The 24,036-nt window shown below is 55.6% G+C and carries 14 protein-coding genes; 9 read left to right on the forward strand and 5 right to left on the reverse strand.

Annotated elements, in window-relative coordinates; genetic code table 11:
* Nucleotides 1–97 precede the first annotated feature (97 nt).
* Both nrdA and ubiG read right to left on the reverse strand, forming a co-directional pair.
* Nucleotides 98–2,383: a class 1a ribonucleoside-diphosphate reductase subunit alpha gene (nrdA, locus tag ACOTW6_RS20795; protein WP_062932745.1), complete on the reverse strand. Its 2,286-nt coding sequence runs from the start codon at nt 2,381–2,383 to the stop codon at nt 98–100.
* Between the two features lie 348 nt (nt 2,384–2,731).
* Nucleotides 2,732–3,460: a bifunctional 2-polyprenyl-6-hydroxyphenol methylase/3-demethylubiquinol 3-O-methyltransferase UbiG gene (gene ubiG, locus ACOTW6_RS20800; RefSeq protein WP_047053322.1), complete on the reverse strand. Its 729-nt coding sequence runs from the start codon at nt 3,458–3,460 to the stop codon at nt 2,732–2,734.
* A gap of 146 nt (nt 3,461–3,606) precedes the next feature.
* Here ubiG and gyrA point away from each other — a divergent pair, with 146 nt between their 5' ends.
* Entirely contained in the window at nt 3,607–6,243 is a 2,637-nt protein-coding gene (gene gyrA / locus ACOTW6_RS20805; protein ID WP_121478754.1) for a DNA topoisomerase (ATP-hydrolyzing) subunit A, read from the forward strand.
* Nucleotides 6,244–6,378: 135 nt separating this feature from the next.
* Complete coding sequence (rcsC, locus tag ACOTW6_RS20810) at nt 6,379–9,225, forward strand: two-component system sensor histidine kinase RcsC (RefSeq protein ID WP_047053323.1); 2,847 nt, start codon at nt 6,379–6,381, stop codon at nt 9,223–9,225.
* Between the two features lie 111 nt (nt 9,226–9,336).
* On the opposite strand, the gene rcsB is transcribed toward rcsC, so the two are convergent.
* Both rcsB and rcsD read right to left on the reverse strand, forming a co-directional pair.
* Complete coding sequence (gene rcsB, locus ACOTW6_RS20815; RefSeq protein ID WP_003859405.1) at nt 9,337–9,987, reverse strand: response regulator transcription factor RcsB; 651 nt, start codon at nt 9,985–9,987, stop codon at nt 9,337–9,339.
* Between the two features lie 16 nt (nt 9,988–10,003).
* Entirely contained in the window at nt 10,004–12,676 is a 2,673-nt protein-coding gene (gene rcsD / locus ACOTW6_RS20820) for a phosphotransferase RcsD (protein WP_121478755.1), read from the reverse strand.
* A 743-nt stretch (nt 12,677–13,419) separates the two neighbouring features.
* On the opposite strand from rcsD, the gene ACOTW6_RS20825 reads away from it, so the two are divergent.
* From ACOTW6_RS20825 to mgtE, 6 genes are all read left to right on the forward strand, one after another.
* A complete protein-coding gene (locus tag ACOTW6_RS20825) occupies nt 13,420–14,511 on the forward strand; it encodes a porin OmpC (RefSeq protein WP_121478756.1) in 1,092 nt (363 codons plus the stop codon).
* Nucleotides 14,512–14,624: 113 nt separating this feature from the next.
* Complete coding sequence (gene apbE, locus ACOTW6_RS20830) at nt 14,625–15,680, forward strand: FAD:protein FMN transferase ApbE (RefSeq protein WP_121478757.1); 1,056 nt, start codon at nt 14,625–14,627, stop codon at nt 15,678–15,680.
* A gap of 72 nt (nt 15,681–15,752) precedes the next feature.
* The gene (gene ada / locus ACOTW6_RS20835) at nt 15,753–16,811 is read left to right on the forward strand and encodes a bifunctional DNA-binding transcriptional regulator/O6-methylguanine-DNA methyltransferase Ada (protein WP_121478758.1); all 1,059 of its coding nucleotides are present in this window, start codon (nt 15,753–15,755) and stop codon (nt 16,809–16,811) included.
* Nucleotides 16,811–17,461, forward strand: a complete 651-nt coding sequence (alkB, locus tag ACOTW6_RS20840; RefSeq protein ID WP_121478759.1) for a DNA oxidative demethylase AlkB — start codon at nt 16,811–16,813, stop codon at nt 17,459–17,461. Before ada ends, alkB begins: the two co-directional genes overlap by 1 nt.
* A gap of 76 nt (nt 17,462–17,537) precedes the next feature.
* Nucleotides 17,538–19,181 (forward strand): multidrug ABC transporter permease/ATP-binding protein, encoded by a 1,644-nt coding sequence (locus ACOTW6_RS20845; RefSeq protein ID WP_017383408.1) that lies wholly within the window; start codon nt 17,538–17,540, stop codon nt 19,179–19,181.
* A 140-nt stretch (nt 19,182–19,321) separates the two neighbouring features.
* Entirely contained in the window at nt 19,322–20,758 is a 1,437-nt protein-coding gene (mgtE, locus tag ACOTW6_RS20850; protein ID WP_006811337.1) for a magnesium transporter, read from the forward strand.
* Here mgtE and ACOTW6_RS20855 read toward each other — a convergent pair.
* Nucleotides 20,721–22,016, reverse strand: coding sequence for a SulP family inorganic anion transporter (locus ACOTW6_RS20855; protein WP_213789352.1), 1,296 nt, complete (start codon nt 22,014–22,016; stop codon nt 20,721–20,723). The two genes, mgtE and ACOTW6_RS20855, sit on opposite strands and share 38 nt — an antisense overlap.
* A gap of 187 nt (nt 22,017–22,203) precedes the next feature.
* Between ACOTW6_RS20855 and mqo the strand changes: the two genes are divergently transcribed.
* Complete coding sequence (gene mqo / locus ACOTW6_RS20860) at nt 22,204–23,853, forward strand: malate dehydrogenase (quinone) (RefSeq protein WP_047729304.1); 1,650 nt, start codon at nt 22,204–22,206, stop codon at nt 23,851–23,853.
* Nucleotides 23,854–24,036: the final 183 nt, after the last annotated feature.

The raw sequence follows: 24,036 nt of genomic DNA on the forward strand, positions 1-24,036 counted from the left end.
GGTGAGTCCTGTTGAGATTTTATTGCCCGGCGGCACTGGGTTTGCCGGGCCTACAAAACCGTAGGCCGGGTAAGCGTAGCGCCACCCGGCGAAGTGCTTAGATCTTACATGCGCCGCTTTCGCAGCCATCGTCCTGAATTGACGGCGCCAGGTCGTCCTGAGCGTCTTCCGCTCCATCACGGGTGTTGTGATAGTACAGCGTTTTCACGCCAAATTTGTAAGCGGTGAGCAGGTCTTTCAGCAGTTGCTGCATCGGAACCTTGCCTGACGGGAAGCGCGTCGGGTCGTAGTTGGTATTGGCAGAAATCGACTGGTCGATAAACTTCTGCATGATACCCACCAGTTGCAGGTAGCCGTCGTTGTTTGGCATTTCCCACAGCAGCTCGTAGTTGTCACCCAGCGTTTCGTAATCCGGCACCACCTGACGCAGCACGCCGTCTTTCGACGCTTTGATGCTGACGTGGCCGCGCGGTGGCTCAATACCGTTGGTGGCGTTGGAGATCTGCGAAGAGGTCTCGGACGGCATCAGGGCAGAGAGCGTGGAGTTACGCAGGCCGTGCGTTTTAATGGACTCGCGCAGGCCTTCCCAGTCGAGGTGCAGCGGCTCGCTGACGATCGCATCCAGGTCTTTCTTGTAGGTGTCGATCGGCAGAATGCCTTTTGCGTAGGTGGTTTCGTTGAACCACGGGCACGCGCCTTGCTCTTTCGCCAGCTCGTTAGAGGCTTTCATCAGGTAATACTGGATCGCTTCGAACGTCTGGTGCGTCAGATTGTTGGCGCTGCCGTCGGAGTAACGCTTGCCGTTTTTCGCCAGCCAGTAGGCGAAGTTGATCACGCCGATACCTAGGGTACGACGACCCATCGCCCCGCGTTTAGCGGCCGGGATTGGGTAATCCTGGTAATCCAGCAGGGCGTCGAGCGCACGAACCGCCAGCACCGCCAGCTCTTCCAGCTCGTCCAGGCTCTTAATCGCACCCAGGTTGAACGCAGAGAGCGTACACAGCGCGATTTCGCCGTTTTCGTCGTTCACGTCTTCCAGCGGTTTGGTCGGCAGGGCGATCTCCAGGCACAGGTTGGACTGGCGCACTGGGGCAACCACCGGATCGAACGGGCTGTGGGTGTTGCAGTGGTCAACGTTCTGAATGTAGATACGGCCAGTAGAGGCACGTTCCTGCATCATCAGGGAGAACAGGTCTACCGCCTTCACGCGCTGCTTACGGATGCTGTCGTCTTTTTCATATTTGGTGTACAGACGCTCGAACTCATCCTGATCGGCGAAGAACGCGTCGTACAGACCCGGGACGTCGGATGGGCTGAACAGGGTGATGTCTTCCCCTTTCAGCAGACGGGTGTACATCAGCTTGTTGATCTGCACGCCGTAGTCCATGTGACGCACGCGGTTGCCTTCCACGCCGCGGTTGTTCTTCAGAACCAGCAGGCTTTCAACTTCCAGGTGCCACATTGGGTAGAACAGGGTCGCAGCGCCACCGCGCACGCCGCCCTGAGAGCAGGATTTTACAGCCGTCTGGAAGTGCTTGTAGAACGGAATACAGCCGGTGTGGAACGCTTCACCGCCGCGGATCGGGCTGCCCAGCGCACGGATACGGCCGGCGTTGATGCCGATACCGGCACGCTGGGAGACGTATTTCACGATGGCGCTGGAGGTCGCGTTGATGGAATCCAGGCTGTCACCACACTCGATCAGTACGCAGGAACTGAACTGACGGGTAGGGGTACGCACGCCAGACATGATTGGCGTAGGCAGAGAAATCTTGAACGTAGAGACCGCATCGTAGAAACGCTTCACGTAGTCCAGACGGGTTTCACGCGGATAATTAGAGAACAGGCAGGCGGCCACCAGAATATAGAGGAACTGGGCGCTCTCGTAAATTTCGCCCGTCACACGGTTCTGAACCAGGTATTTGCCTTCGAGCTGCTTCACCGCCGCGTAGGAGAAGTTCATGTCGCGCCAGTGATCGATAAACCCGTTCATCTGCTCGAACTCTTCTTCCGTATAGTCTTCCAGCAGATGCGTGTCGTATTTGCCCAGCTCGACCATTTTCACTACGTGATCGTAAAGCTTCGGCGGCTCGAACTGGCCGTAGGCTTTTTTACGCAGGTGGAAAATCGCCAGACGCGCAGCGAGGTACTGATAATCCGGTGCGTCGCGGGAGATCAGATCTGCCGCTGCTTTGATAATGGTTTCGTGGATATCAGACGTTTTGATGCCGTCGTAGAACTGAATGTGAGAACGCAGTTCAACCTGGGAGATAGATACGTTGTTCAGTCCTTCTGCTGCCCAGTCGAGAACTCGATGGATTTTGTCCAGATTGATACGCTCGGTGGTACCGTCGCGCTTTGTCACCAGCAGACTCTGATTCATGTGGGTTTTTACCTGTCCGTGAAATAAAAAATATCCCCCGCTTATCCACAGACCCGTCTTGTGACTAACTCTGTGGATAAATACTACATATAGGGGTTTTGCGATAAGAAGAACGCTATATGGTGAGTATTCTAGTAAGGATTCTTTTCAGTACAAGGGTTGATTTTGACGTTAAATTGAGGTTGTGAAAGGGTAAAAAAGCCTAAGTCCTCGTGCCGTAAGGCCTGGAAGAGATGTCAATAATTAAGAAAAAAAATTCAAAATTTGATCGAGTGCTGATTTCTTCAACGGGAGGTCAGAATTGCGCAACATGATGTCGCGCAATCATTATAAGAATAACGGATGACGTTAGTCGTTTTTGGCGGTTGTGTGCAACATATAGTTAACATCCACGCCCGGGGCCAGTTTGAATTTATCCGTCAGCGGATTGTAGTGCAGACCCGTCATGTGCTGCTCCTTAAGCCATGTCTGGTCAACCCAGCCCAGCAGTTCGGCAGGCTTGATGAACTTCTTCACGTCGTGCGTCCCTTTCGGCACCATGCGCAGCACGTATTCCGCACCTACCACGGCCATCAGCCAGGCTTTGCCGTTGCGGTTGATGGTCGAGAAGAAGACCTGTCCACCCGGTTTCACCAGTTTTGCACAGGCGCTGACCACCGACTGCGGATCGGGAACGTGCTCCAGCATCTCCATGCAGGTCACCACGTCATACTGGTGCGCATGTTTTGCCGCGTGCTCTTCCACGGTTTCCTGAACGTATTCTACCTGTATGCCGGACTCCAGCGCATGAAGACGGGCAACCTGTAGAGGTTCGAAGCCCATGTCCAGACCGGTGACGGTGGCCCCTTCACGCGCCATACTTTCCGCCAGGATGCCGCCGCCGCAGCCGACGTCGAGCACTTTCTTACCGAACAGACCGCCGGAACGCTCCGCGATATAGCCCAGACGCAGCGGGTTAATACGATGCAGAGGTTTGAACTCACCTTCGAGATCCCACCAGCGGGACGCCACCGCTTCAAATTTGGCAATCTCTTCGTGGTCAACGTTGTGAGCCACCGGGGATTTTTCGGCATTCATGGGCGCTTTTACTCCTTATTTAGCAAGACAAATGAGTATATCAGGCAATCCCTGTGAATAAAGCGTATAGGTTTACCTGTATCACTGCGGCTGTGTTATAATTTGCGACCTTTGAATCCGGGATACAGTAGAGGGATAGCGGTTAGATGAGCGACCTTGCGAGAGAAATTACACCGGTTAACATCGAGGAAGAGCTGAAAAGCTCCTATCTGGACTATGCGATGTCGGTCATTGTTGGCCGTGCGCTGCCGGACGTCCGCGATGGCCTGAAGCCGGTACACCGTCGCGTACTATACGCCATGAACGTATTGGGCAATGACTGGAATAAAGCCTACAAAAAATCTGCCCGTGTCGTTGGTGACGTAATCGGTAAATACCATCCCCATGGTGATTCCGCGGTGTACGACACCATTGTCCGTATGGCGCAGCCCTTCTCGCTGCGTTACATGCTGGTAGATGGTCAGGGTAACTTTGGTTCTATCGACGGCGACTCCGCCGCGGCAATGCGTTATACGGAAATCCGTCTGGCGAAGATTGCCCATGAGCTGATGGCTGACCTGGAAAAAGAGACGGTTGATTTCGTTGATAACTACGACGGCACGGAAAAAATTCCTGACGTTATGCCAACGAAGATCCCAAACCTGCTGGTGAACGGTTCGTCCGGTATCGCCGTCGGTATGGCAACCAACATTCCACCGCACAATATCACGGAAGTGATCAACGGCTGCCTGGCCTACATTGACGATGAAGACATCAGCATTGAAGGGCTGATGGAACACATCCCGGGCCCGGACTTCCCGACGGCGGCAATCATCAATGGCCGTCGCGGTATTGAAGAAGCGTACCGCACCGGTCGCGGCAAGATTTACATCCGTGCCCGCGCCGAAGTGGAAGCGGACGCTAAAACCGGCCGTGAAACCATCATTGTTCACGAGATCCCGTATCAGGTGAACAAAGCGCGACTGATTGAAAAAATCGCCGAGCTGGTAAAAGAAAAACGCGTTGAAGGCATCAGCGCGCTGCGTGACGAGTCTGATAAAGACGGTATGCGCATCGTGATTGAAATCAAGCGCGACGCGGTGGGTGAAGTTGTGTTGAACAACCTTTACTCCCAGACTCAGCTTCAGGTCTCCTTCGGTATCAACATGGTTGCGCTGCACCATGGCCAGCCGAAGATCATGAACCTGAAAGAGATCCTGAGCGCGTTCGTGCGTCACCGCCGTGAAGTGGTGACTCGCCGTACCATCTTCGAACTGCGCAAAGCGCGCGACCGTGCCCATATCCTTGAAGCACTGGCCGTTGCGCTGGCGAACATCGACCCGATCATCGAGCTGATCCGCCGTGCGCCGACGCCGGCAGAAGCGAAGGCGTCGCTGGTTGCGCGTCCATGGGATCTGGGCAACGTGGCGGCAATGCTGGAACGTGCCGGTGATGACGCTGCGCGTCCTGAGTGGCTGGAACCGGAATTCGGCGTGCGTGACGGTCAGTACTGCCTGACTGAACAGCAGGCCCAGGCGATTCTGGATCTGCGTTTGCAGAAACTGACCGGCCTTGAGCATGAAAAACTGCTCGACGAGTACAAAGAGCTGCTGGAGCAGATTGCCGAGCTGCTGCATATCCTGGGTAGCGCAGAGCGCCTGATGGAAGTGATCCGTGAAGAGCTGGAGCTGGTTCGCGATCAGTTCGGCGACGAGCGTCGCACCGAAATCACGGCCAACAGCTCTGATATCAACATTGAAGATCTGATCAACCGCGAAGACGTGGTAGTGACGCTGTCTCACCAGGGCTACGTGAAGTATCAGCCGTTGACCGACTACGAAGCACAGCGTCGTGGCGGTAAAGGCAAATCTGCGGCACGTATTAAAGAAGAAGACTTCATTGACCGTCTGCTGGTGGCCAACACCCACGACACGATCCTCTGCTTCTCCAGCCGGGGCCGTCTGTACTGGATGAAAGTCTATCAGCTGCCGGAAGCGAGCCGTGGCGCGCGGGGTCGACCAATCGTCAACCTGCTGCCGCTGGAAGCGAACGAACGTATCACCGCTATTCTGCCGGTACGCGAGTACGAAGAGGGCGTGAACGTCTTTATGGCGACCGCGAGCGGTACCGTGAAGAAAACCGCGCTGACCGAGTTCAGCCGTCCACGTTCTGCCGGGATCATCGCGGTGAACCTGAACGAAGGCGATGAGCTGATCGGCGTGGATCTGACCTCCGGTTCTGATGAAGTCATGCTGTTCTCTGCCGCCGGTAAAGTGGTGCGCTTTAAAGAGAACGCCGTGCGCGCAATGGGTCGTACGGCGACCGGCGTGCGTGGTATCAAGCTGGCGGGTGAAGACTCCGTTGTTTCCCTGATCGTTCCGCGTGGCGAAGGCGCAATCCTGACCGTCACCCAGAACGGCTACGGTAAACGTACGGCGGAAAGCGAATACCCGACCAAGTCTCGCGGCACGCAGGGCGTTATCTCCATCAAAGTAACCGAGCGCAACGGTTCCGTTGTTGGCGCGGTGCAGGTGGACGACGCGGACCAGATCATGATGATCACCGATGCCGGTACGCTGGTGCGTACCCGCGTGTCTGAGATCAGCGTGGTGGGTCGTAACACCCAGGGCGTTATCCTCATCCGCACTGCGGAAGATGAAAACGTCGTCGGTCTGCAACGCGTTGCTGAGCCGGTGGATGACGAAGAGCTCGACTCTATCGACGGCAGCGTCGCGGAAGGGGATGATGAAATCGCCCCGGAAGCGGACACCGATGATGAAGCAGCGGATGACGCTGACGAGTAACGTCTCCTGACGCATAAAGGGCCGGTTTCCGGCCCTTTTGTTTTGCGCAAGCAGACAAGTGAACGTTGCGACAAGCCGCGTTTACCGCTACCTTAACCACATTCTTTTTGACCCCGACGGCGGAGCCTCGCCCCTTTGAAATACCTCGTCTCCTTTCGTACCACGTTAAAAGTCTCTCGCTATCTGTTTCGGGCGCTTGCGCTACTGCTATGGTTGCTGGTGGCACTGCTCTCGGTGTTTTACATCGTTAACGCGTTACACCAGAAAGAAGCGGAGATCCGCCAGGAGTTTAACTTAAGCTCGGATCAGGCCCAGCGCTATATCCAGCGCACCTCTGACGTGATGAAAGAGCTTAAGTATATTGCGGAGAATCGACTCACGGCGGAGAACGGCATTCTTGCCATCCGCGGTCGGGATGAAAAAACCGAAGTACCTGATTTCGAACCGCTCTTCCCGGACTCCGATTGTTCCGCCATGGGCAAAGCCTGGCGTGGTTCACTGGAGTCCCTGTCATGGTTTATGCGCTACTGGCGCGATAACTTCTCGGCCGCTTACGATCTGAACCGCGTCTACCTGATTAGCAACGAAAATCTCTGCATGGCGGATTTCGGCCTGCGGGATATGCCCGTCGAACGCGAAGACGCGCTGAAAAGCCTGCATGAGCGCATAGTGAAATACCGCAATGCGCCTCAGGAAGAGCGCGGGAACAACATCTTCTGGATAAGCCAGGGGCCGCGCATGGGCGTCGGCTATTTCTATGCCCTGACTCCGGTTTACCTCGGAAACCGCCTGCAAGCGCTGCTGGGGATTGAACAAACCATCCGCATGGAAAACTTCTTCACGCCGGGCAGTCTGCCGATGGGCGTGACCATTCTGGATGAAAACGGCCATCCGCTCATCTCCCTTACCGGGCCTGAAAACCGTCTGAAGGTGGAACCCAGCTGGATGCAGGAGCGGTCATGGTTTGGCTATACCTCCGGGTTCCGCGAGCTGGTGCTGAAGAAAAGTTTACCGCCATCGTCGCTGAGCATTGTCTACTCGCTGCCGGTGGACAAGGTGCTGGAGCGCATTCGCATCCTGATCCTTAACGCCATTTTGCTGAACATCGCGGTAGGCGTCGCGCTGTTTATGCTGGCGAGAATGTATGAGCGGCGGATCTTTATTCCGGCGGAAGCGGATGCTCAGCGTCTGGAAGAGCATGAGCAGTTTAACCGTAAAATTGTCGCCTCGGCGCCGGTGGGGATCTGCATCCTGCGTACTCAGGACGGGACAAATATCCTCAGTAACGAGCTTGCCCATAACTACCTGAACATGCTCACGCATGAAGACCGCCAGCGGTTAACGCAGATCATCTGTGGGCAACAGGTTAACTTTGTGGATGTGCTGACCAGCACCCACACCAACCTGCAAATCAGCTTCGTCCATTCGCGCTACCGCAATGAAAACGTGGCCATTTGCGTGCTGGTGGACGTCTCTGCGCGCGTGAAAATGGAAGAGTCATTGCAGGATATGGCGCAGGCGGCGGAGCAGGCCAGTCAGTCGAAATCGATGTTCCTCGCGACCGTCAGTCATGAGCTGCGTACGCCGCTGTACGGTATTATCGGTAACCTCGACCTGCTCCAGACCAAAGAGCTGCCGAAAGGGGTCGACCGGCTGGTGACGGCCATGAACAACTCGTCCAGCCTGCTGCTGAAAATCATCAGCGATATTCTCGACTTCTCTAAAATTGAATCCGAGCAGTTGAAAATAGAGCCGCGCGAGTTCTCCCCGCGCGAGGTGATGAACCATATCTGCGCCAACTACCTGCCGCTGGTGGTGCGTAAACAGCTTGGGCTGTACTGCTTTATCGAGCCGGATGTGCCGCTGACGCTGCATGGCGATCCGATGCGTCTGCAACAGGTCATCTCAAACCTGCTGAGCAACGCCATCAAATTCACCGATATCGGCTGTATTGTGCTGCACGTCTGCCGGGCAGGGGAGTACCTGACCATTCGCGTGCGCGACACGGGGGTTGGCATTCCGGCGAAAGAGGTCGTTCGCCTGTTCGATCCATTCTTCCAGGTGGGAACCGGCGTCCAGCGTAATTTCCAGGGGACCGGGCTAGGTCTGGCGATTTGCGAGAAGCTTATCAGCATGATGGACGGGGATATCTCCGTCGATACTGAGCCAGGAATGGGCAGCCAGTTCACCATTCGTATTCCGCTCTATTCGGCGCACTATCCGGCGAAAACCACGGTCGACGGGCTGAGCGATAAGCACTGCTGGCTGGCGGTGCACAACGCCTCCTTACATGATTTCCTGACCTCGATGCTGACCAGCAGCGGCGTGCGGGTTTCACGCTACGAAGGCCAGACGCCGGACGCGGATGACATGCTGATTACCGACGTTGAGCCGGAGCAGGCGTGGGCGGGGCGCGGCGTGGTGATGTTCTGCCGCCGTCATATCGGTATCCCGCTTGAGCGTTCGCCTGGGGTATGGGTGCACAGCGTGGCGACACCGCACGAGCTGCTGGGCTTGCTGGCGCGTATTTACAGCGTGCAGCTTGAGGACAGCGACGGCGCCACCGTGCTGGCTTCCCCTGATGAGCTGGCGTCGGTGAACGACGATATGATGATTCTGGTCGTTGACGATCATCCGATTAACCGTCGTCTGCTCGCAGATCAGCTTGGCTCTCTGGGCTATCAGTGTAAAACGGCCAATGATGGCGTGGATGCCCTGAATGTCTTAAGTAAGAACCATATTGATATTGTGCTCAGCGATGTGAACATGCCTAACATGGACGGCTACCGTCTGACGCAGCGTATTCGACAGCTGGGGCTGACGCTGCCGGTGGTGGGGGTCACAGCCAACGCGCTGGCGGAGGAAAAGCAACGCTGTCTGGAGTCGGGAATGGACAGCTGCCTGTCGAAGCCGGTCACGCTGGATGTACTGAAGCAGACGCTGTCCGTGTATGCGGAGCGGGTACGAAAAGCGAGACAATAAAAAAGGCCCGAAAGGGCCTTTTTTATGTGCCCGACGGCGCGGCGCTTGCGCGGGCCTACGGGGTCTGTAGGCCGGGTAAGCGCAAGCGCCACCCGGCGTAGACAGCGAAGATCAATCTTTGTCCGTTGCGCTCAGCGTCACGGAAGAGAGATAGTTCAGCAGGGCGATATCGTTATCCACACCTAGCTTCATCATCGCGGATTTTTTCTGGCTACTGATGGTTTTAATACTGCGGTTCAGCTTCTTGGCGATTTCAGTAACCAGGAAACCTTCAGCGAACAGACGCAGAACTTCACTCTCTTTAGGCGAGAGACGCTTGTCGCCATAACCACCCGCGCTGATTTTTTCAAGCAGGCGTGAGACGCTCTCAGGAGTGAATTTCTTCCCTTTCTGTAGCGCCGCCAGCGCTTTTGGCAGATCGGTAGGTGCGCCTTGTTTCAGCACAATCCCTTCAATATCGAGATCCAGAACGGCGCTCAGGATCGCCGGGTTATTGTTCATGGTCAGAACAATGATCGAAATGTCCGGGAAGTGGCGTTTAATGTATTTGATGAGCGTGATCCCATCACCGTATTTATCTCCAGGCATGGAGAGATCGGTAATGAGCACGTGCGCATCAAGTTTAGGCAGGTTGTTAATAAGGGCTGTGGAATCTTCAAATTCACCGACTACATTCACCCACTCGATCTGTTCAAGTGATTTGCGAATACCGAACAGTACAATCGGATGGTCATCGGCAATAATTACGTTCATATTGTTCATGTATAAGGCTACCTTGCTACAGCAAGCTCTTGACGTAAGCGTCAATGTCGCTGATGTATTTTTCAATGCCAGAGGCATCTTTCTCACGAATTAGATGTTCCAGCGTTTCACATAACTGCTTGCCGGGAACCAGATTAAGCATGGCAAACACCCCTTTAAGCCGGTGTGCTGTCTGTGCCAGCGCTGCAAAATCCTGCGCAGCGGACTCAGTATACAACCGCTTAACATCATCTGGTACTGTATCAACGAAGAGCGAATAATATCCGCTGGCATGGAGTTCGGCATTTTCATCGCCGCCTAACGGTGACTCCAGGATCTCTTCCTGCGCCAGATTCTCTTCAATCAGTTGTAATACAGCTTCCTGCATTGCATTGCTCATATTAAAGTTGACGCGCAGCTGCCCAGGGCCGATTATCCGCACGCCTGGCTCATCATCGCTTAAAAGCAAGCCTGAGGCAGTAAGATTAGACGGATTATCAGTTAAAAATAGATCAAATTCTTGACTCGCGAGCCTTTCGTCCGGGGTAATGCAGGACGCCCCCCAGTTTTCCAGCTGACGAACGACGATATTTCGGATCTCACTGGAGGTCACATCCACCATCACCACCACATCATCCAGCAGACGCTCTTCATCCTCTTCCTGGGGATTCGCCGCCATTTTTACGTGTAAAGAGTAGCGGGTGCCGAGGGATTCGCGCGCCTTGATGTTCAGATGACCGCCCAGCTTACGCGCCAGCTGATCGCAGAGCCAGAAGGTGAGGGCATTCGCCTTACCGTAGTGGTCGCGCTGGGTATCGTTCAGGAACGGGAAGTGCAGGTTATCAATTTCGCTCACGGTGACGCCTTCGCCCGTATCCAGAATACGGAACGTCAGTCGATCGTCGGTGGACTCATCGGTGCTGACTTCAAGGGTGATCTTGCCGATCTGCGTCGTGGTGACGGCATACTGAATCAACATCATCAGGATGCGACGCAGGGCATCGCGATCGCCGTGACGTTCGTCGTTGGCCGGTAAATGGTTGTTGATCAGCAGCTGGAGTCCTTTGCGCTTGATCACCGGCAGGACTTCCGGCACCACCTCATCAATCAGATCCTGGATAGAGAAGAGCGTAGGGGTGCCTTTCCAGATGTCATTCTCCAGCATGTTCGCAAGCTGGATTTCGTCCACCAGACGAACCAGTGAATCGGCCTGGCTGCTTAGCTGTCGGCTTTCCGGCGTGCTCAGATCAGCAATCTGCGTGGCGAGTGACTTCAACGGCTGTTTAAAGGCATCGCCAATATTTTGCATAAACGCGGCCCGGCCATGCTGGTTTTTCTCGTACAGCCTTTGCGCCTGCTTGAGCTTTTTATTCACCAGCACTTCGCGATCCTGATCGCGAATGATGAAGATTTGCGTGCGCGAGGCGACCTGACTGCGGAACTGACGGATCTCATACAGTTCATTATTAATGGTGGCCTGGATGACGCCCTGATGCTGGTCCGCCATGGCCGTAATATTTTGCAGGTTAAGATGCGGCAGAAGGTGATCGGCAATTTTATTGCTCATTACCGTGCGGTTTGCCTCCTGATCGTGAACGAGCACCCCAAGCGGCAACACGGAAATAATCTCTTCATTCAGGGCGCGAAGAATGCGCAGCTCGTTGCTGGTCCCGGCTGATACCGACGTCGAGTCGCTCTGGCGGCCCGACTGGAAACGGAAGGTGCTGTAACCAAACAGCGCCAGCGCCAGCAGGCCGATATTCAGCAGCAGCGGCAGCAGAATGTTTTGCAGGGTATCAAGCATCAGGGTGCCAAAAGGCACCTGCCACACCAGACGCATACCGGTTGAGTTGAGCGATGAGGCAATCTCAATCTTTGAGCCATTAAAGGAGATCGCTACGCTGTCCGCGCCTTCTTTATCCGACGGCGTGCGCATATTTTGGGTGCTGTTGTCTGGCTCCAGACGGAAGCTGTCCAGCGGCATATCCGGTGGGATCAGATCGTTAATCGGCAGGTCGAAGGCAACCACGGTCGCCAGATGGCCCGGCTGGTTAAAGGTGGTTCGCAGCGTAAAGTAGTGGCCATTCTGCCAGGCAAGACGGCGTAATGACGAGAAACTTTCGCGCTCGTCCAGCGCGTTGGCCTGTTGCAGCATTTCTGCCCGACGGGAATCGACAATACTGCCAACGGTGGTCTCTTTAAAGCCGGACGAGAGATCCTTAAGCGGCAGGGTCGAGATCAGGATCATGCTGTTGTCCTGACCGTTCAGGTAATACATGGACCACGGTACGGTCTCTGCGCCCCACAGGGTGTCCAGATAGGAGGAGATCCGCTGCGTCATCTCAAGCGTTGCGCTGTCGTGCGAGCCGAAAATCAGGGCTTCCGTCTTGCGCTGCGGTTTTTCCAGGTAATACACATCCTGCTTAAGGCGCGTTTCCTGCAACCCTTCGCCTGATGAGGTGGCAGGCGCGGCAGCGATATTGTCGTAGATTTGCCAGGTCGCGTAGCGCCACGTATCAATGCGCTTGTGCACCGCATGGGTGATATCGACGATTTGATAGCTTTTATCTTTAAGCCAGGTGTTAACGGCGCTCTGGATCATTACTCCCATTGTGACTAACAGCACAACGATCAACAGAAGAAAGAAACGGGTGATGCTGCCCGGTAGAAGGGAGAATTTGCTCGGGGCGGTAGTTTCAGTCTGACTCATCGATGTGTTTAACCCGTAATGGCCGCGCGGTAATGGGATAGGGCAGTATAAAGGGTAATAACTGAATTTCCAGCGTCGTTATCGGTATGACCTTGACTTTTTATTCGGGTAACCGGCTTCAACGTCCCCGGATGAAAGGTGTACAAAACCCCGTGAAATGTATAAATACGCCGTCGCACCGGCAGAAAAATAGCACGAATAAACAAGAAATTAATTTCGGTATCATAAAAACAATTCAGTGCAAGCCGGATGCGGGATTTAGTTAATAGTCGTTATCATTACTGAGCGGTAGCACATTAAATGTCGGCTGACGTAAAGAAAGGTAAAAAAAAACCGAATGCGAAGCATCCGGTTCAATTAGGGATAAACAGACATTCAGAACTGAATGACGGTAATAAATAAAGTTAATGATGATAGCGAGGATTATTTTAGTGGTGTTGAAGGGAATTTTTTTGTCATTCAGTGCTGTACTGTTTTTTGATCTAATTGTATGAATTAAATAGAATATATTTTTGTTTTGATTATCCGTGCTATATTTTTAAACTATTTATGCTCTGTAAAAGTTCCTCTAAATTTACAAATTGAAACATCTTGATGGTAAAGTGAAACATCTTCAAAGTTTTCGTATCATATTCCTGTTGGATTATTCTGCATTTTTGAGGAGAATGAACTTGCCGACTGGTTAAGAGGGTTGACCAGTAAGCAGTGGTAAATAATAAGGCATATAACAGAGGGTTAATAAAATGAAAGTTAAAGTACTGTCCCTCCTGGTACCAGCTCTGCTGGTGGCAGGCGCAGCAAATGCGGCTGAAATTTATAACAAAGACGGCAACAAATTAGATCTGTACGGTAAAGTGGATGGTCTGCACTATTTCTCTGATGACGACAGCGCAGACGGCGACCAGACCTACATGCGTCTGGGCTTCAAAGGCGAAACTCAGGTTAACGACCAGCTGACCGGTTACGGCCAGTGGGAATACCAGATCCAGGGTAACTCTGGTGAGAACGAAAACAACTCATGGACGCGTGTGGCGTTCGCAGGTCTGAAATTCGCTGATGCAGGTTCATTCGACTACGGTCGTAACTACGGCGTTGTTTACGATGTGACTTCCTGGACTGACGTTCTGCCGGAATTCGGCGGCGACACCTACGGTTCTGACAACTTCATGCAGCAGCGTGGTAACGGCTTCGCGACCTACCGTAACCAGGACTTCTTCGGTCTGGTTGATGGTCTGAACTTCGCGTTGCAGTACCAGGGTAAAAACGGCAGCCCAAGCGGCGAAGGCCAGACCAACAACGGTCGTGACGCGCTGCGTCAGAACGGTGATGGCTACGGCGGATCTCTGACCTACGATCTGGGCGAAGGCTTCGCACTCGGTACGGCGGTCACCAGCTCTAAACGTACTGCTGACCAGAATGCGCCAGGCTACTTCGGTGACGGCGATCGCGCAGAGACCTACACCGGTGGTCTGAAATACGACGCGAACAACATCTATCTGGCTGCACAGTATACTCAGACTTACAACGCGACCCGCGTTGGCGATCAGGGCTGGGCTAACAAAGCACAGAACTTCGAAGTGGTTGCTCAGTATCAGTTCGACTTCGGCCTGCGTCCATCCGTGGCTTACCTGCAATCTAAAGGTAAAGACATCGAAAACTATGGCGATCAGGATATCCTGAAGTATGTTGATGTTGGCGCGACTTACTACTTCAACAAAAACATGTCCACCTACGTTGATTACAAAATCAACCTGCTGGATGAAAACGACTTCACCCGTCAGACAGGTATCGGTACCGACGATATCGTCGCGCTGGGTCTGGTTTACCAGTTCTAATTGCTCATACTGCAACAAAGGGGCCATCAGGCCCCTTTTTTCGTGCTTTTTTAGGGTCTTCAAATACGCTGTTTTAGTGTACTCTTGCCGCCCTGGCATGAGGATAATAACCAATGGATATGACTTTTTTACGCGCCAGCGTTCTGGCGACTTTTTTACTCCTGACCGCGTGTGACTCTTCCACACAGCCCGCAAAAATCGACGCACCCGCCGCGACGGTGCTGGAAGGGAAAACCATGGGGACCTTCTGGCGCGTCAGCGTGATGGATATTGATAAGTCCCGCGCTGAAGAACTACGCGGTAAAATTCAGGCGCAGATGGATGCCGACGATCAGCTACTCTCTACCTATAAAAATGACTCAGCGCTGATGCGTTTCAATCGCTCCAGCAGCACCTCGCTGTGGCCGGTGAGCGAAGCGATGGCCGATATCGTCACGGAAGCCATGCGCGTGGGCTACAAAACCAACGGCGCAATGGATGTGACCGTGGGGCCGCTGGTGAACCTGTGGGGATTTGGCCCCAACAAGCAGCCGGTGACTACACCCGATCAAGCCGCCATCGACGACGCCCGCGCCCGTACAGGGTTACAGCATCTGGCGGTGATCTCCCAGTACGGTCAGCAATACCTGCAAAAAGATATTCCCGACCTGTTTGTCGATCTCTCCACGGTAGGCGAGGGGTATGCTGCGGATCATCTCGCGGCCCTGATGGCGCAGGAAGGCATTCCCCGTTATCTGGTTTCCGTAGGGGGCGCGCTCGTCAGCCGGGGCATGAACGCCAGCGGCAGGCCGTGGCGAGTGGCCATCCAAAAACCAACCGATCAGCAGAATGCGGTGCAGGCGATTGTCGACATCAACGGGCACGGTATCAGCACCTCCGGAAGCTACCGCAACTATTACGAGCTGGATGGCAAACGTATCTCGCACGTGATTGATCCGCAAACCGGACGCCCGATTACTCACAACCTGGTGTCCGTGACGGTGATAGCCCCAACCGCGCTGGAAGCGGATGCCTGGGATACCGGATTGATGGTGCTCGGCACGGAGAAGGCCAAAGAGGTGGTGCGTCAGGAAGGGCTGGCCGTCTATATGATCACCAAAGAGGCTGACGGGTTTAAAACCTGGAGTTCGCCGCAGTTCAACAGCTTCCTGGTGAGTGAAAAAAATTAAAAAGCAAGGTTGCGGGTTTTTGTTCGGTGGCGCTCAGGCAAGCTGAGCGTATGCTTGTAAGAGGAGCCGATGATGAAAAACACAACCTATCTTACCGATGAGGATCGCTGGCAGGCCGTTCTGGCCCGCGATCCGCGTGCGGATAACCAGTTTGTCTTTGCCGTGCAGACGACCGGCATTTATTGTCGTCCGTCCTGCCGCGCCCGCCACGCGCTGCGTAAAAATGTCTGCTTTTATCCTGATGCTCACCAGGCCGCGCAGGCGGGTTTCCGCCCCTGTAAGCGCTGTAGGCCGGACCAGGTCGACCCTATGGCGCAGAAAAAGGCCAGCATTGCGCTGGCCTGTCGACTGCTTGAACAGGATGCCGCGCTGAACCTGGAGGCACTGGCGCAGCAGGTTGGCATGAGTCCGTTCCATTTCCACCGCTTGTTTAAATCCGTCACCGGCATGACGCCGAAAGCATGGCAGCAGGCCGCGCGTGAACAACGCCTGCGCAGCCTGCTTGCACAGGGCGGTAAAATCACCGACGCCGTACTGGCCGCGGGCTTCCCGGACGGCAGCAGCTACTACCGTAAAGCTAACGGCGCGCTGGGCATGACGGCAAAACAGTACCGCAACGGAGAGGCTGCGGTCCGCTATGCCATCAGTGACTGCTCGCTGGGCCGCTGTCTGGTGGCGGAAAGCGAGCGCGGGATCTGCGCAATACTGCTGGGTGATGACGACGCCGGGCTGACGGCTGAGCTGCTGTCACTGTTTCCGCTTGCCGTCCGTGAACCGATGGAAGGCGCGTTTGCCGGGCGTGTTCGTCAGGTGATTGCCTCTGTCGACAGCCGCGCGACGCCGCTGACGTTGCCGCTGGATATCCGGGGTACCGCCTTCCAGCAGCAGGTCTGGCAGGCGCTGCGGGCTATCCCCTGCGGTGAGACGGCAAGCTATCAGCAGGTCGCAAAGGCCATTGGCAAACCCAATGCCGTACGTGCCGTGGCGGGGGCCTGCGGAGCCAACAAACTGGCGATTGTGATCCCCTGTCACCGCGTGGTGCGTAACGACGGTGCGCTCTCGGGCTATCGCTGGGGGGCAGCGCGTAAGGTACTATTATTAAAACGTGAGGCGAACAACCCGGAGGGATAATGCTCGATCTTTTTGCTGATGCTGAACCCTGGCAGGAGCCGCTCGCGCCGGGGGCGACGATCCTGAGACGATTCGCGCTTTCCCGCGCGGCGGCGCTGTTCGACGGTATTGATGCCGTCACCGCCCGTTCGCCGTTTCGCCATATGGTTACGCCGGGCGGGTATACCATGTCCGTGGCGATGACCAACTGCGGCGAACTGGGATGGGCGACGAATGAGCGGGGCTATGTATATGCCGCGAACGATCCGCTGACGGATCAGCCGTGGCCGCCGATGCCGGAGGCGTTTCAGGCGCTGTGTCATGCTGCCGCCGTGGCGGCCGGCTATCCTGATTTTCGACCCGATGCCTGTCTTATCAACCGCTATGCCGTTGGGGCAAAGCTCTCCTTGCATCAGGATAAGGACGAGCCGGACCTGCGCGCGCCGATCGTCTCGGTATCCCTTGGGCTGCCCGCTGTCTTTCAGTTTGGCGGCCTGCGGCGCAACGACCCGCTCAAACGGCTGATGCTGGAGCATGGCGATGTGGTGGTCTGGGGAGGTGAATCACGGCTTTTTTACCACGGTATTCAGCCGCTTAAACCTGGCGATCACCCGGTGGCGGGGGCGTTTCGCTACAACCTCACGTTCCGTCAGGCGGCATACCGAGAATAAAAATAAGAATTATTCTTGATGTGTGTGAAAGGCAGTTTACACTGCTGGCTGATTTTTCTTGTCCGGATTGCTCTGCATGCAACTACTTCTTCTTGTCTGGCGGCAGTATCGCTGGCCTTTTATCGCGGTGATGGCGTTAAGCCTTGCCAGCGCGGCGCTGGGGATCGGCCTGATTGCCTTCATTAACGTGCGTTTGATCGAAATGGTCGACACGTCACTCTCCGTCCTGCCGGAATTTCTGGGTTTACTGCTGCTGCTGATGGCAGTCACGCTCGGGTCACAGCTGGCGCTGACCGCGCTCGGCCACCATTTCGTTTTCCGTCTGCGCAGTGAGTTCATCAAACGTATTCTTGATACTCAGGTGGAACGCATCGAGCAGCTGGGAAGTGCCTCTCTGCTGGCGGGGCTGACCAGCGATGTGCGCGCCATTACCATCGCCTTTGTGCGCCTGCCGGAGCTGGTGCAGGGTATCATCCTGACATTTGGCTCGGCAGCCTATCTCGCCTGGCTCTCCAGCAAAATGTTGGCGGTAACGGCGCTGTGGATTGTTATTACCATCTGGGGCGGGTTCCTGCTGGTATCACGCGTCTATAAGCACATGGCGGTGCTGCGCGAAACGGAAGACAAGCTCTATAACGATTATCAGACGGTGCTGGAAGGGCGCAAAGAGCTGACGCTGAACCGCGAGCGCGCCGAGCATATCTTCAACCACCTCTATATCCCGGATGCGCACGAATATCGTCATCACATTATTCGAGCCGATACGTTCCACCTGAGCGCCGTGAACTGGTCCAACATCATGATGCTGGGCGCGATTGGCCTGGTATTCTGGATGGCGAACAGCCTGGGGTGGGCGGATACCAACGTGGCGGCAACGTACTCCCTGACGCTGCTGTTTTTACGCACGCCGCTGCTGTCGGCCGTTGGCGCACTGCCAACGCTGCTGAGCGCACAGGTGGCCTTCAACAAGCTGAAGAAGTTCGACCTTGCGCCGTTTAAGGCTGAGTTCCCGCGCCCGCAGGCCTTCCCGAACTGGCAAACGCTGGAGCTGCGTAACGTTACCTTCCGCTATCAGGATAACGCCTTCTCCGTGGGGCCGATCAACCTGACCATTCACCGCGGCGAACTGCTGTTCCTGATCGGTGGCAACGGCAGCGGCAAATCCACGCTGGCGATGCTGCTGACGGGCCTCTACCAGCCGCAGGCGGGTGAAATTTTGCTGGATGGTAAAGCCCTGAGCGCGGAGAAACCGGAGGACTACCGCAAGCTCTTCTCGGCGGTATTTACCGACGTCTGGCTGTTCGACCGGCTGCTGGGCCCGGAAGGGCAGCAGGCGGATCCGGCGCTGGTGGAGAAATGGCTTGCGCACCTGCAAATGTCGCACAAGCTGGAGCTACAGGATGGCAAAATCCTGAATCTCAAACTGTCGAAAGGGCAGAAGAAGCGCGTGGCGCTACTGCTGGCGCTGGCCGAAGAGCGCGACATCATCCTGCTGGATGAGTGGGCCGCCGATCAGGACCCGCACTTCCGTCGCGAGTTTTATCAGGTCCTGCTGCCGCTGATGCAGGCGATGGGAAAAACCATTTTTGCCATCAGCCATGACGATCACTACTTCATTCACGCCGACCGTCTGCTGGAGATGCGCGACGGCAAGCTGAGCGAGCTGACCGGCGATGAGCGCGATGCGGCGTCACGGGACGCGGTGGCGCGTACGGCCTGATTGCAATTGTGCCGGGTGGCGCCCGGCACACTAATTTTTCATATATGCCGTTTTTTTCTCCATCCCGACCCACCGTTTATTCTTATTTACATATCCCCGCGCTATGCTTAACGCCAACTCATTTAATGGATTTATGATTGATGTCGGTATTAAAGAAAAACAGCGCCAGGCAGCGTGACCAGGAGCGTGCGCGGCTCATCTGGCTCCTGACGACCGATAAAGCGGTTACGTCAACGTTATTGGGTAAGCTAACCCTGGCTGAGCAATATGATGTCGGCACGCTGGCCGACGATATTGCTGAGGTAGGTGCGCTGGTTGCACATTTACCGCCCCCGGATCTGGCGGACACCCTGGAGGCATTGCCTTCCGAAGAGCGCCACGCCCTGTGGCGGCTGGTGCAGGATCACGAGCGCGGTCAGGTATTGCTTGAAGCCTCGGAAAACGTCTGGGATGACCTTATCGATGAGATGAGCGACCGGGACATCCTTGACGCCCTGCAAACGCTGGATATCGATGAGCAGATTTACCTCGTTCAGCATCTTCCGCGCAACCTGACCGGACGCCTGCTGGCTTCCCTGCCTGCTGAAGAGCGGGCGCGCGTGCGTCAGGTGATGCACTACGAGAAAAACAGCGTCGGCGCGATCATGGAGTTTGGCGTCATCACCGTGCGTCCGGACGTCACCCTGGGTACGGTGCAGCGCTATCTTCGTCGCCTGGGCAGCATGCCGGACAACACCGATAAACTGTTCGTCACCTCGCGGGATAAAACCCTGCTCGGGGAGCTGGAGCTGAAAACGATCCTGCTGAACAGCACCCAGCAGCGGGTGAGTGAGGTCATGGAAACCGAGCCGATGGTCTTCTCGCCGGAAGACGATGCCGAAAAAGCGGCGCGTACCTTCGAACGTGATGACCTGGTGAGCGCGGCGGTGGTGGATTCGGTGGGCAAGCTGATGGGGCGTCTGACCATCGATGAGATCGTTGACGTGGTCTATGAAGAGACCGATAACGACCTGCGTGCCCTTGGCGGGATCAGTGCCGAAGATGACGTTCATGCCTCCGTCGGCAAGGCCGTCAAAACCCGCTGGGCGTGGCTCGCCATCAATCTCTGCACCGCGTTCGTGGCGTCCCGCGTTATTGACGGCTTCGAACATACCATTTCCCAGCTGGTGGCCCTGGCGTCGCTGATGCCGATTGTGGCGGGGATCGGCGGGAACACCGGCAATCAGACTATCACCATGATCGTTCGCGCCCTGGCGCTGGAAAACATTCAGCCGGGTAATTTTTCGTGGCTGATTTTCAGGGAGATGGGCGTCGCGCTGATTAACGGCCTGGTCTGGGGCGGCATCATGGGCGGCATTACCTGGTGGCTGTACGATGATATGGCGCTGGGCGGGGTCATGATGCTGGCGATGGTGCTGAACCTGCTGGTGGCGGCGATGATGGGCGTGATTATCCCGTTGACCATGACCCGGCTGGGGCGCGACCCCGCGGTGGGGTCGAGCGTGATGATCACCGCCATTACCGATACCGGCGGTTTCTTTATTTTTCTTGGACTGGCGACGATTTTTCTTCTGTAGCCAGCGCTTTTTGCTTAAGTCGGGCAGGGAGGATGAACATCATCACAATCCCGCCCAGCACGCCAACCGCCAGGTTGCCGGTGGAAACCGTTGCCACAACCGTCACCAGCATCACGACGGTTTCAGCCACCGGCGCGTTTTTCAGCGTTCCGGGCTGAACGCTATGCCAGCTAAAGGTCTTGACGGCCACAATGGCCATAATACCCGCCAGTACCGCCATCGGGATTTTGGCCATCACCTCGCTGAGCGCCGTAACCAGCACCAGCAGTACGATACCCGCCGCAAGGGTGGAGATACGGCTTCTGCCTTTCCCCATCTCCACGTTAACGATGGTCTGCCCAATCATCGCGCAGCCCGCAATGCCGCCGTAGAACCCGGCCATAATATTCCCCACGCCCAGACCGATGCTCTCGCGACGCTTACTCGAGGGGGTAGCAGTCAGTTCGTCCACCAGTTTTGCCGTCAGCAAGGATTCCAGCAGGCCAACGAAAGCGATACTAAGCGCGCACGGCCAGATAATGCTCAGGGTTTCCAGGTTGAGCGGCACCAGCAGTTGCGTAAAGCCCGGCAAACCGCCGCCCATGGAGCCTTCATCCCCTACCGTCGGCAGGATTTGCCCGCTGGTGACGGTGAACAAAGTCAGTAGCACAATGGCAATCAGCGGGGAGGGCACGCTTTTGATATAGCGTGGCACCCACAGCACAATCAGCAGCGTCAGCACGAACAGGCCTACAATCAGCGGGCTTCGGCTCCAGAAATGGGGCACCTGGGCAAAGAAAATCAAAATGCCAAGGGCGTTAACAAACCCGGTCATCACCGACTGGGGAATAAAGCGCATCAGCCGCGCCATACCCAGCGCGCCGAACAGGATCTGAATCATACCTGCCATTACCACCGCGGGCAGAATGTACTGCACGCCGTGTTGATGGACCATCGGGCCAATCACCAGCGCGACGGAACCTGCCGCCGCCGTCACCATGGCCGGACGCCCGCCGAGCAGGGAAAGGGCGAAACAGAGCACCACGGAGGCGATAAGGCTCACTTTCGGATCCACGCCCGCGACCACGGAAAACGAAATCACTTCCGGGATCAGCGCCAGCGCGGTAATCACACCGGCCAGGGTTTCGCGCATCAGACGGTGAGGCGAACGTAAAACAGTGGCGACATGGCCTTCTTGAGGTACAGACGAGTGGGGTAATGACATAACAATTCGCTGGTAGGGGCAGGCTTCCGTGCGCGCGATCACAAAGTGCAGCATCATAGCCAGGAAAATCGTCGGGTGCCAGCCTGTCTGCCAAAACCCTACAAACAATCCATCATTAAATTTCACAATTACAATAATTTCGTAACCTTTAAACAATATTTAAAAGTTGCTACCGTGCCACCGCAGCGTGTTTCACCTGTAATTTCCACGCATCAAGCACTATTCAACTAAGGCATAAATGATGAAAAAAATGACTGCCGTGCTCTTTTCTCTGGCCGTGGGGCTGAACGCCGTCTCGCTGGCGGCGAAGGCTGACGCACCAAAAGAGCAGGAAACGGATGTCCTTTTAATTGGTGGCGGCATCATGAGCGCCACGCTGGGAACATATCTTCAGGAATTAGAGCCGAACTGGTCCATGACCATGGTCGAGCGCCTTGATGGCGTGGCACAGGAAAGCTCTAACGGCTGGAACAACGCCGGGACGGGGCACTCGGCACTCATGGAACTGAACTATACGCCGCAGAAAAAGGACGGTTCCATTAGTATCGAGAAGGCGGTAGAGATCAACGAAGCGTTCCAGATCTCACGTCAGTTCTGGTCTCACCAGGTGAACAGCGGTGTGTTGCACAATCCGCACTCCTTCATCAACACCGTACCGCATATGAGCTTTGTGTGGGGCGATCAAAACGTCAACTTCCTGCGCGCGCGCTATGCTGCCCTGCAACAGAGCACGCTGTTCCGCGGGATGAAATACTCTGAAGATCACGCTCAAATCAAAGAGTGGGCGCCGCTGGTCATGGAAGGCCGCGATCCGAACCAGAAAGTAGCGGCGACCCGCACTGAAATTGGTACTGACGTTAACTACGGTGAAATCACCCGTCAGCTGGTGGCCTCTCTGAAGAAAAAAGAGAACTTTAACCTGCAACTCAGCTCCGAAGTGCGTGGTTTCAAGCGCAACGCGGATAACAGCTGGAGCGTGACCGTTGCCGATCTGAAAAACAACGAAGCCGAGCATGTGATTAAGGCGAAGTTCGTGTTTATCGGTGCGGGCGGCGCGGCGCTGAAACTGTTGCAGGAGTCCGGCATTCCGGAAGCAGACGACTACGCGGGCTTCCCGGTTGGCGGCCAGTTCCTGGTGTCGGAAAACCCGGAAGTGGTTAACCGTCATCTGGCGAAAGTGTACGGTCAGGCCTCTGTGGGCGCACCACCGATGTCCGTTCCGCATATCGACACCCGCATGCTGGACGGTAAGCGCGTAGTGCTGTTCGGGCCGTTCGCCACATTCTCCACCAAATTCCTGAAAAACGGTTCCCTGTGGGATCTGCTGAGCGCGACCACGACGTCAAACGTCAAGCCAATGATGGACGTGGGGCTGGATAACTTCGATCTGGTGAAATACCTGATTAGCCAGGTGATGCTCTCTGATGAAGAACGCTTCGAGGCGCTGAAAGAGTACTATCCGCAGGCGAAGAAAGAAGACTGGCGTCTGTGGCAGGCGGGTCAGCGCGTGCAGATCATCAAACGAGATCCGAAAGAGGGCGGCGTGCTGCGTCTGGGTACCGAAGTGGTAAGCGATAAGGATGGCACCATTGCCGCGCTGCTGGGGGCATCCCCGGGTGCGTCTACCGCTGCGCCAATCATGCTGCACCTGATGGAAAAAGTGTTTAAGGACAAAGTATCCAGCCCTGAATGGCAGGCGAAGCTGAAAACCATTATTCCATCTTACGGTACGAAGCTGAACGGTAACGTTGAAGCCACGGAACAAGAGCTGGAATACACCAGCCGCGTTCTGCAACTGCAATACGTCAAACCGCAGGCTGCGGATGCTGCGCCACAGGCAGAGCTGAAGCCTCAGGCGGAAAGCAAGCCGGTAGCGGATATCGCGCTGTAAGGTAAACGCAAAACGGTAACATCTGTTACCGTTTTTAGTGTTTTCTCCCTCTCCCGGTGGGCTGAGGGTTCCCCATAAAATAATGCCTGCACAGACGGCCCCCTCTCCCTTGAGGGAGAGGGCTGGGGTGAGGGGGAACATACGGCTCTGGTGGTCATTCCGTTCACTTTATGTTCCTTGCTA

This window comes from Enterobacter cloacae complex sp. IR5403, from assembly GCF_049238705.1.
GTDB classification, from domain to species: Bacteria; Pseudomonadota; Gammaproteobacteria; order Enterobacterales; family Enterobacteriaceae; genus Enterobacter; species Enterobacter hormaechei_C.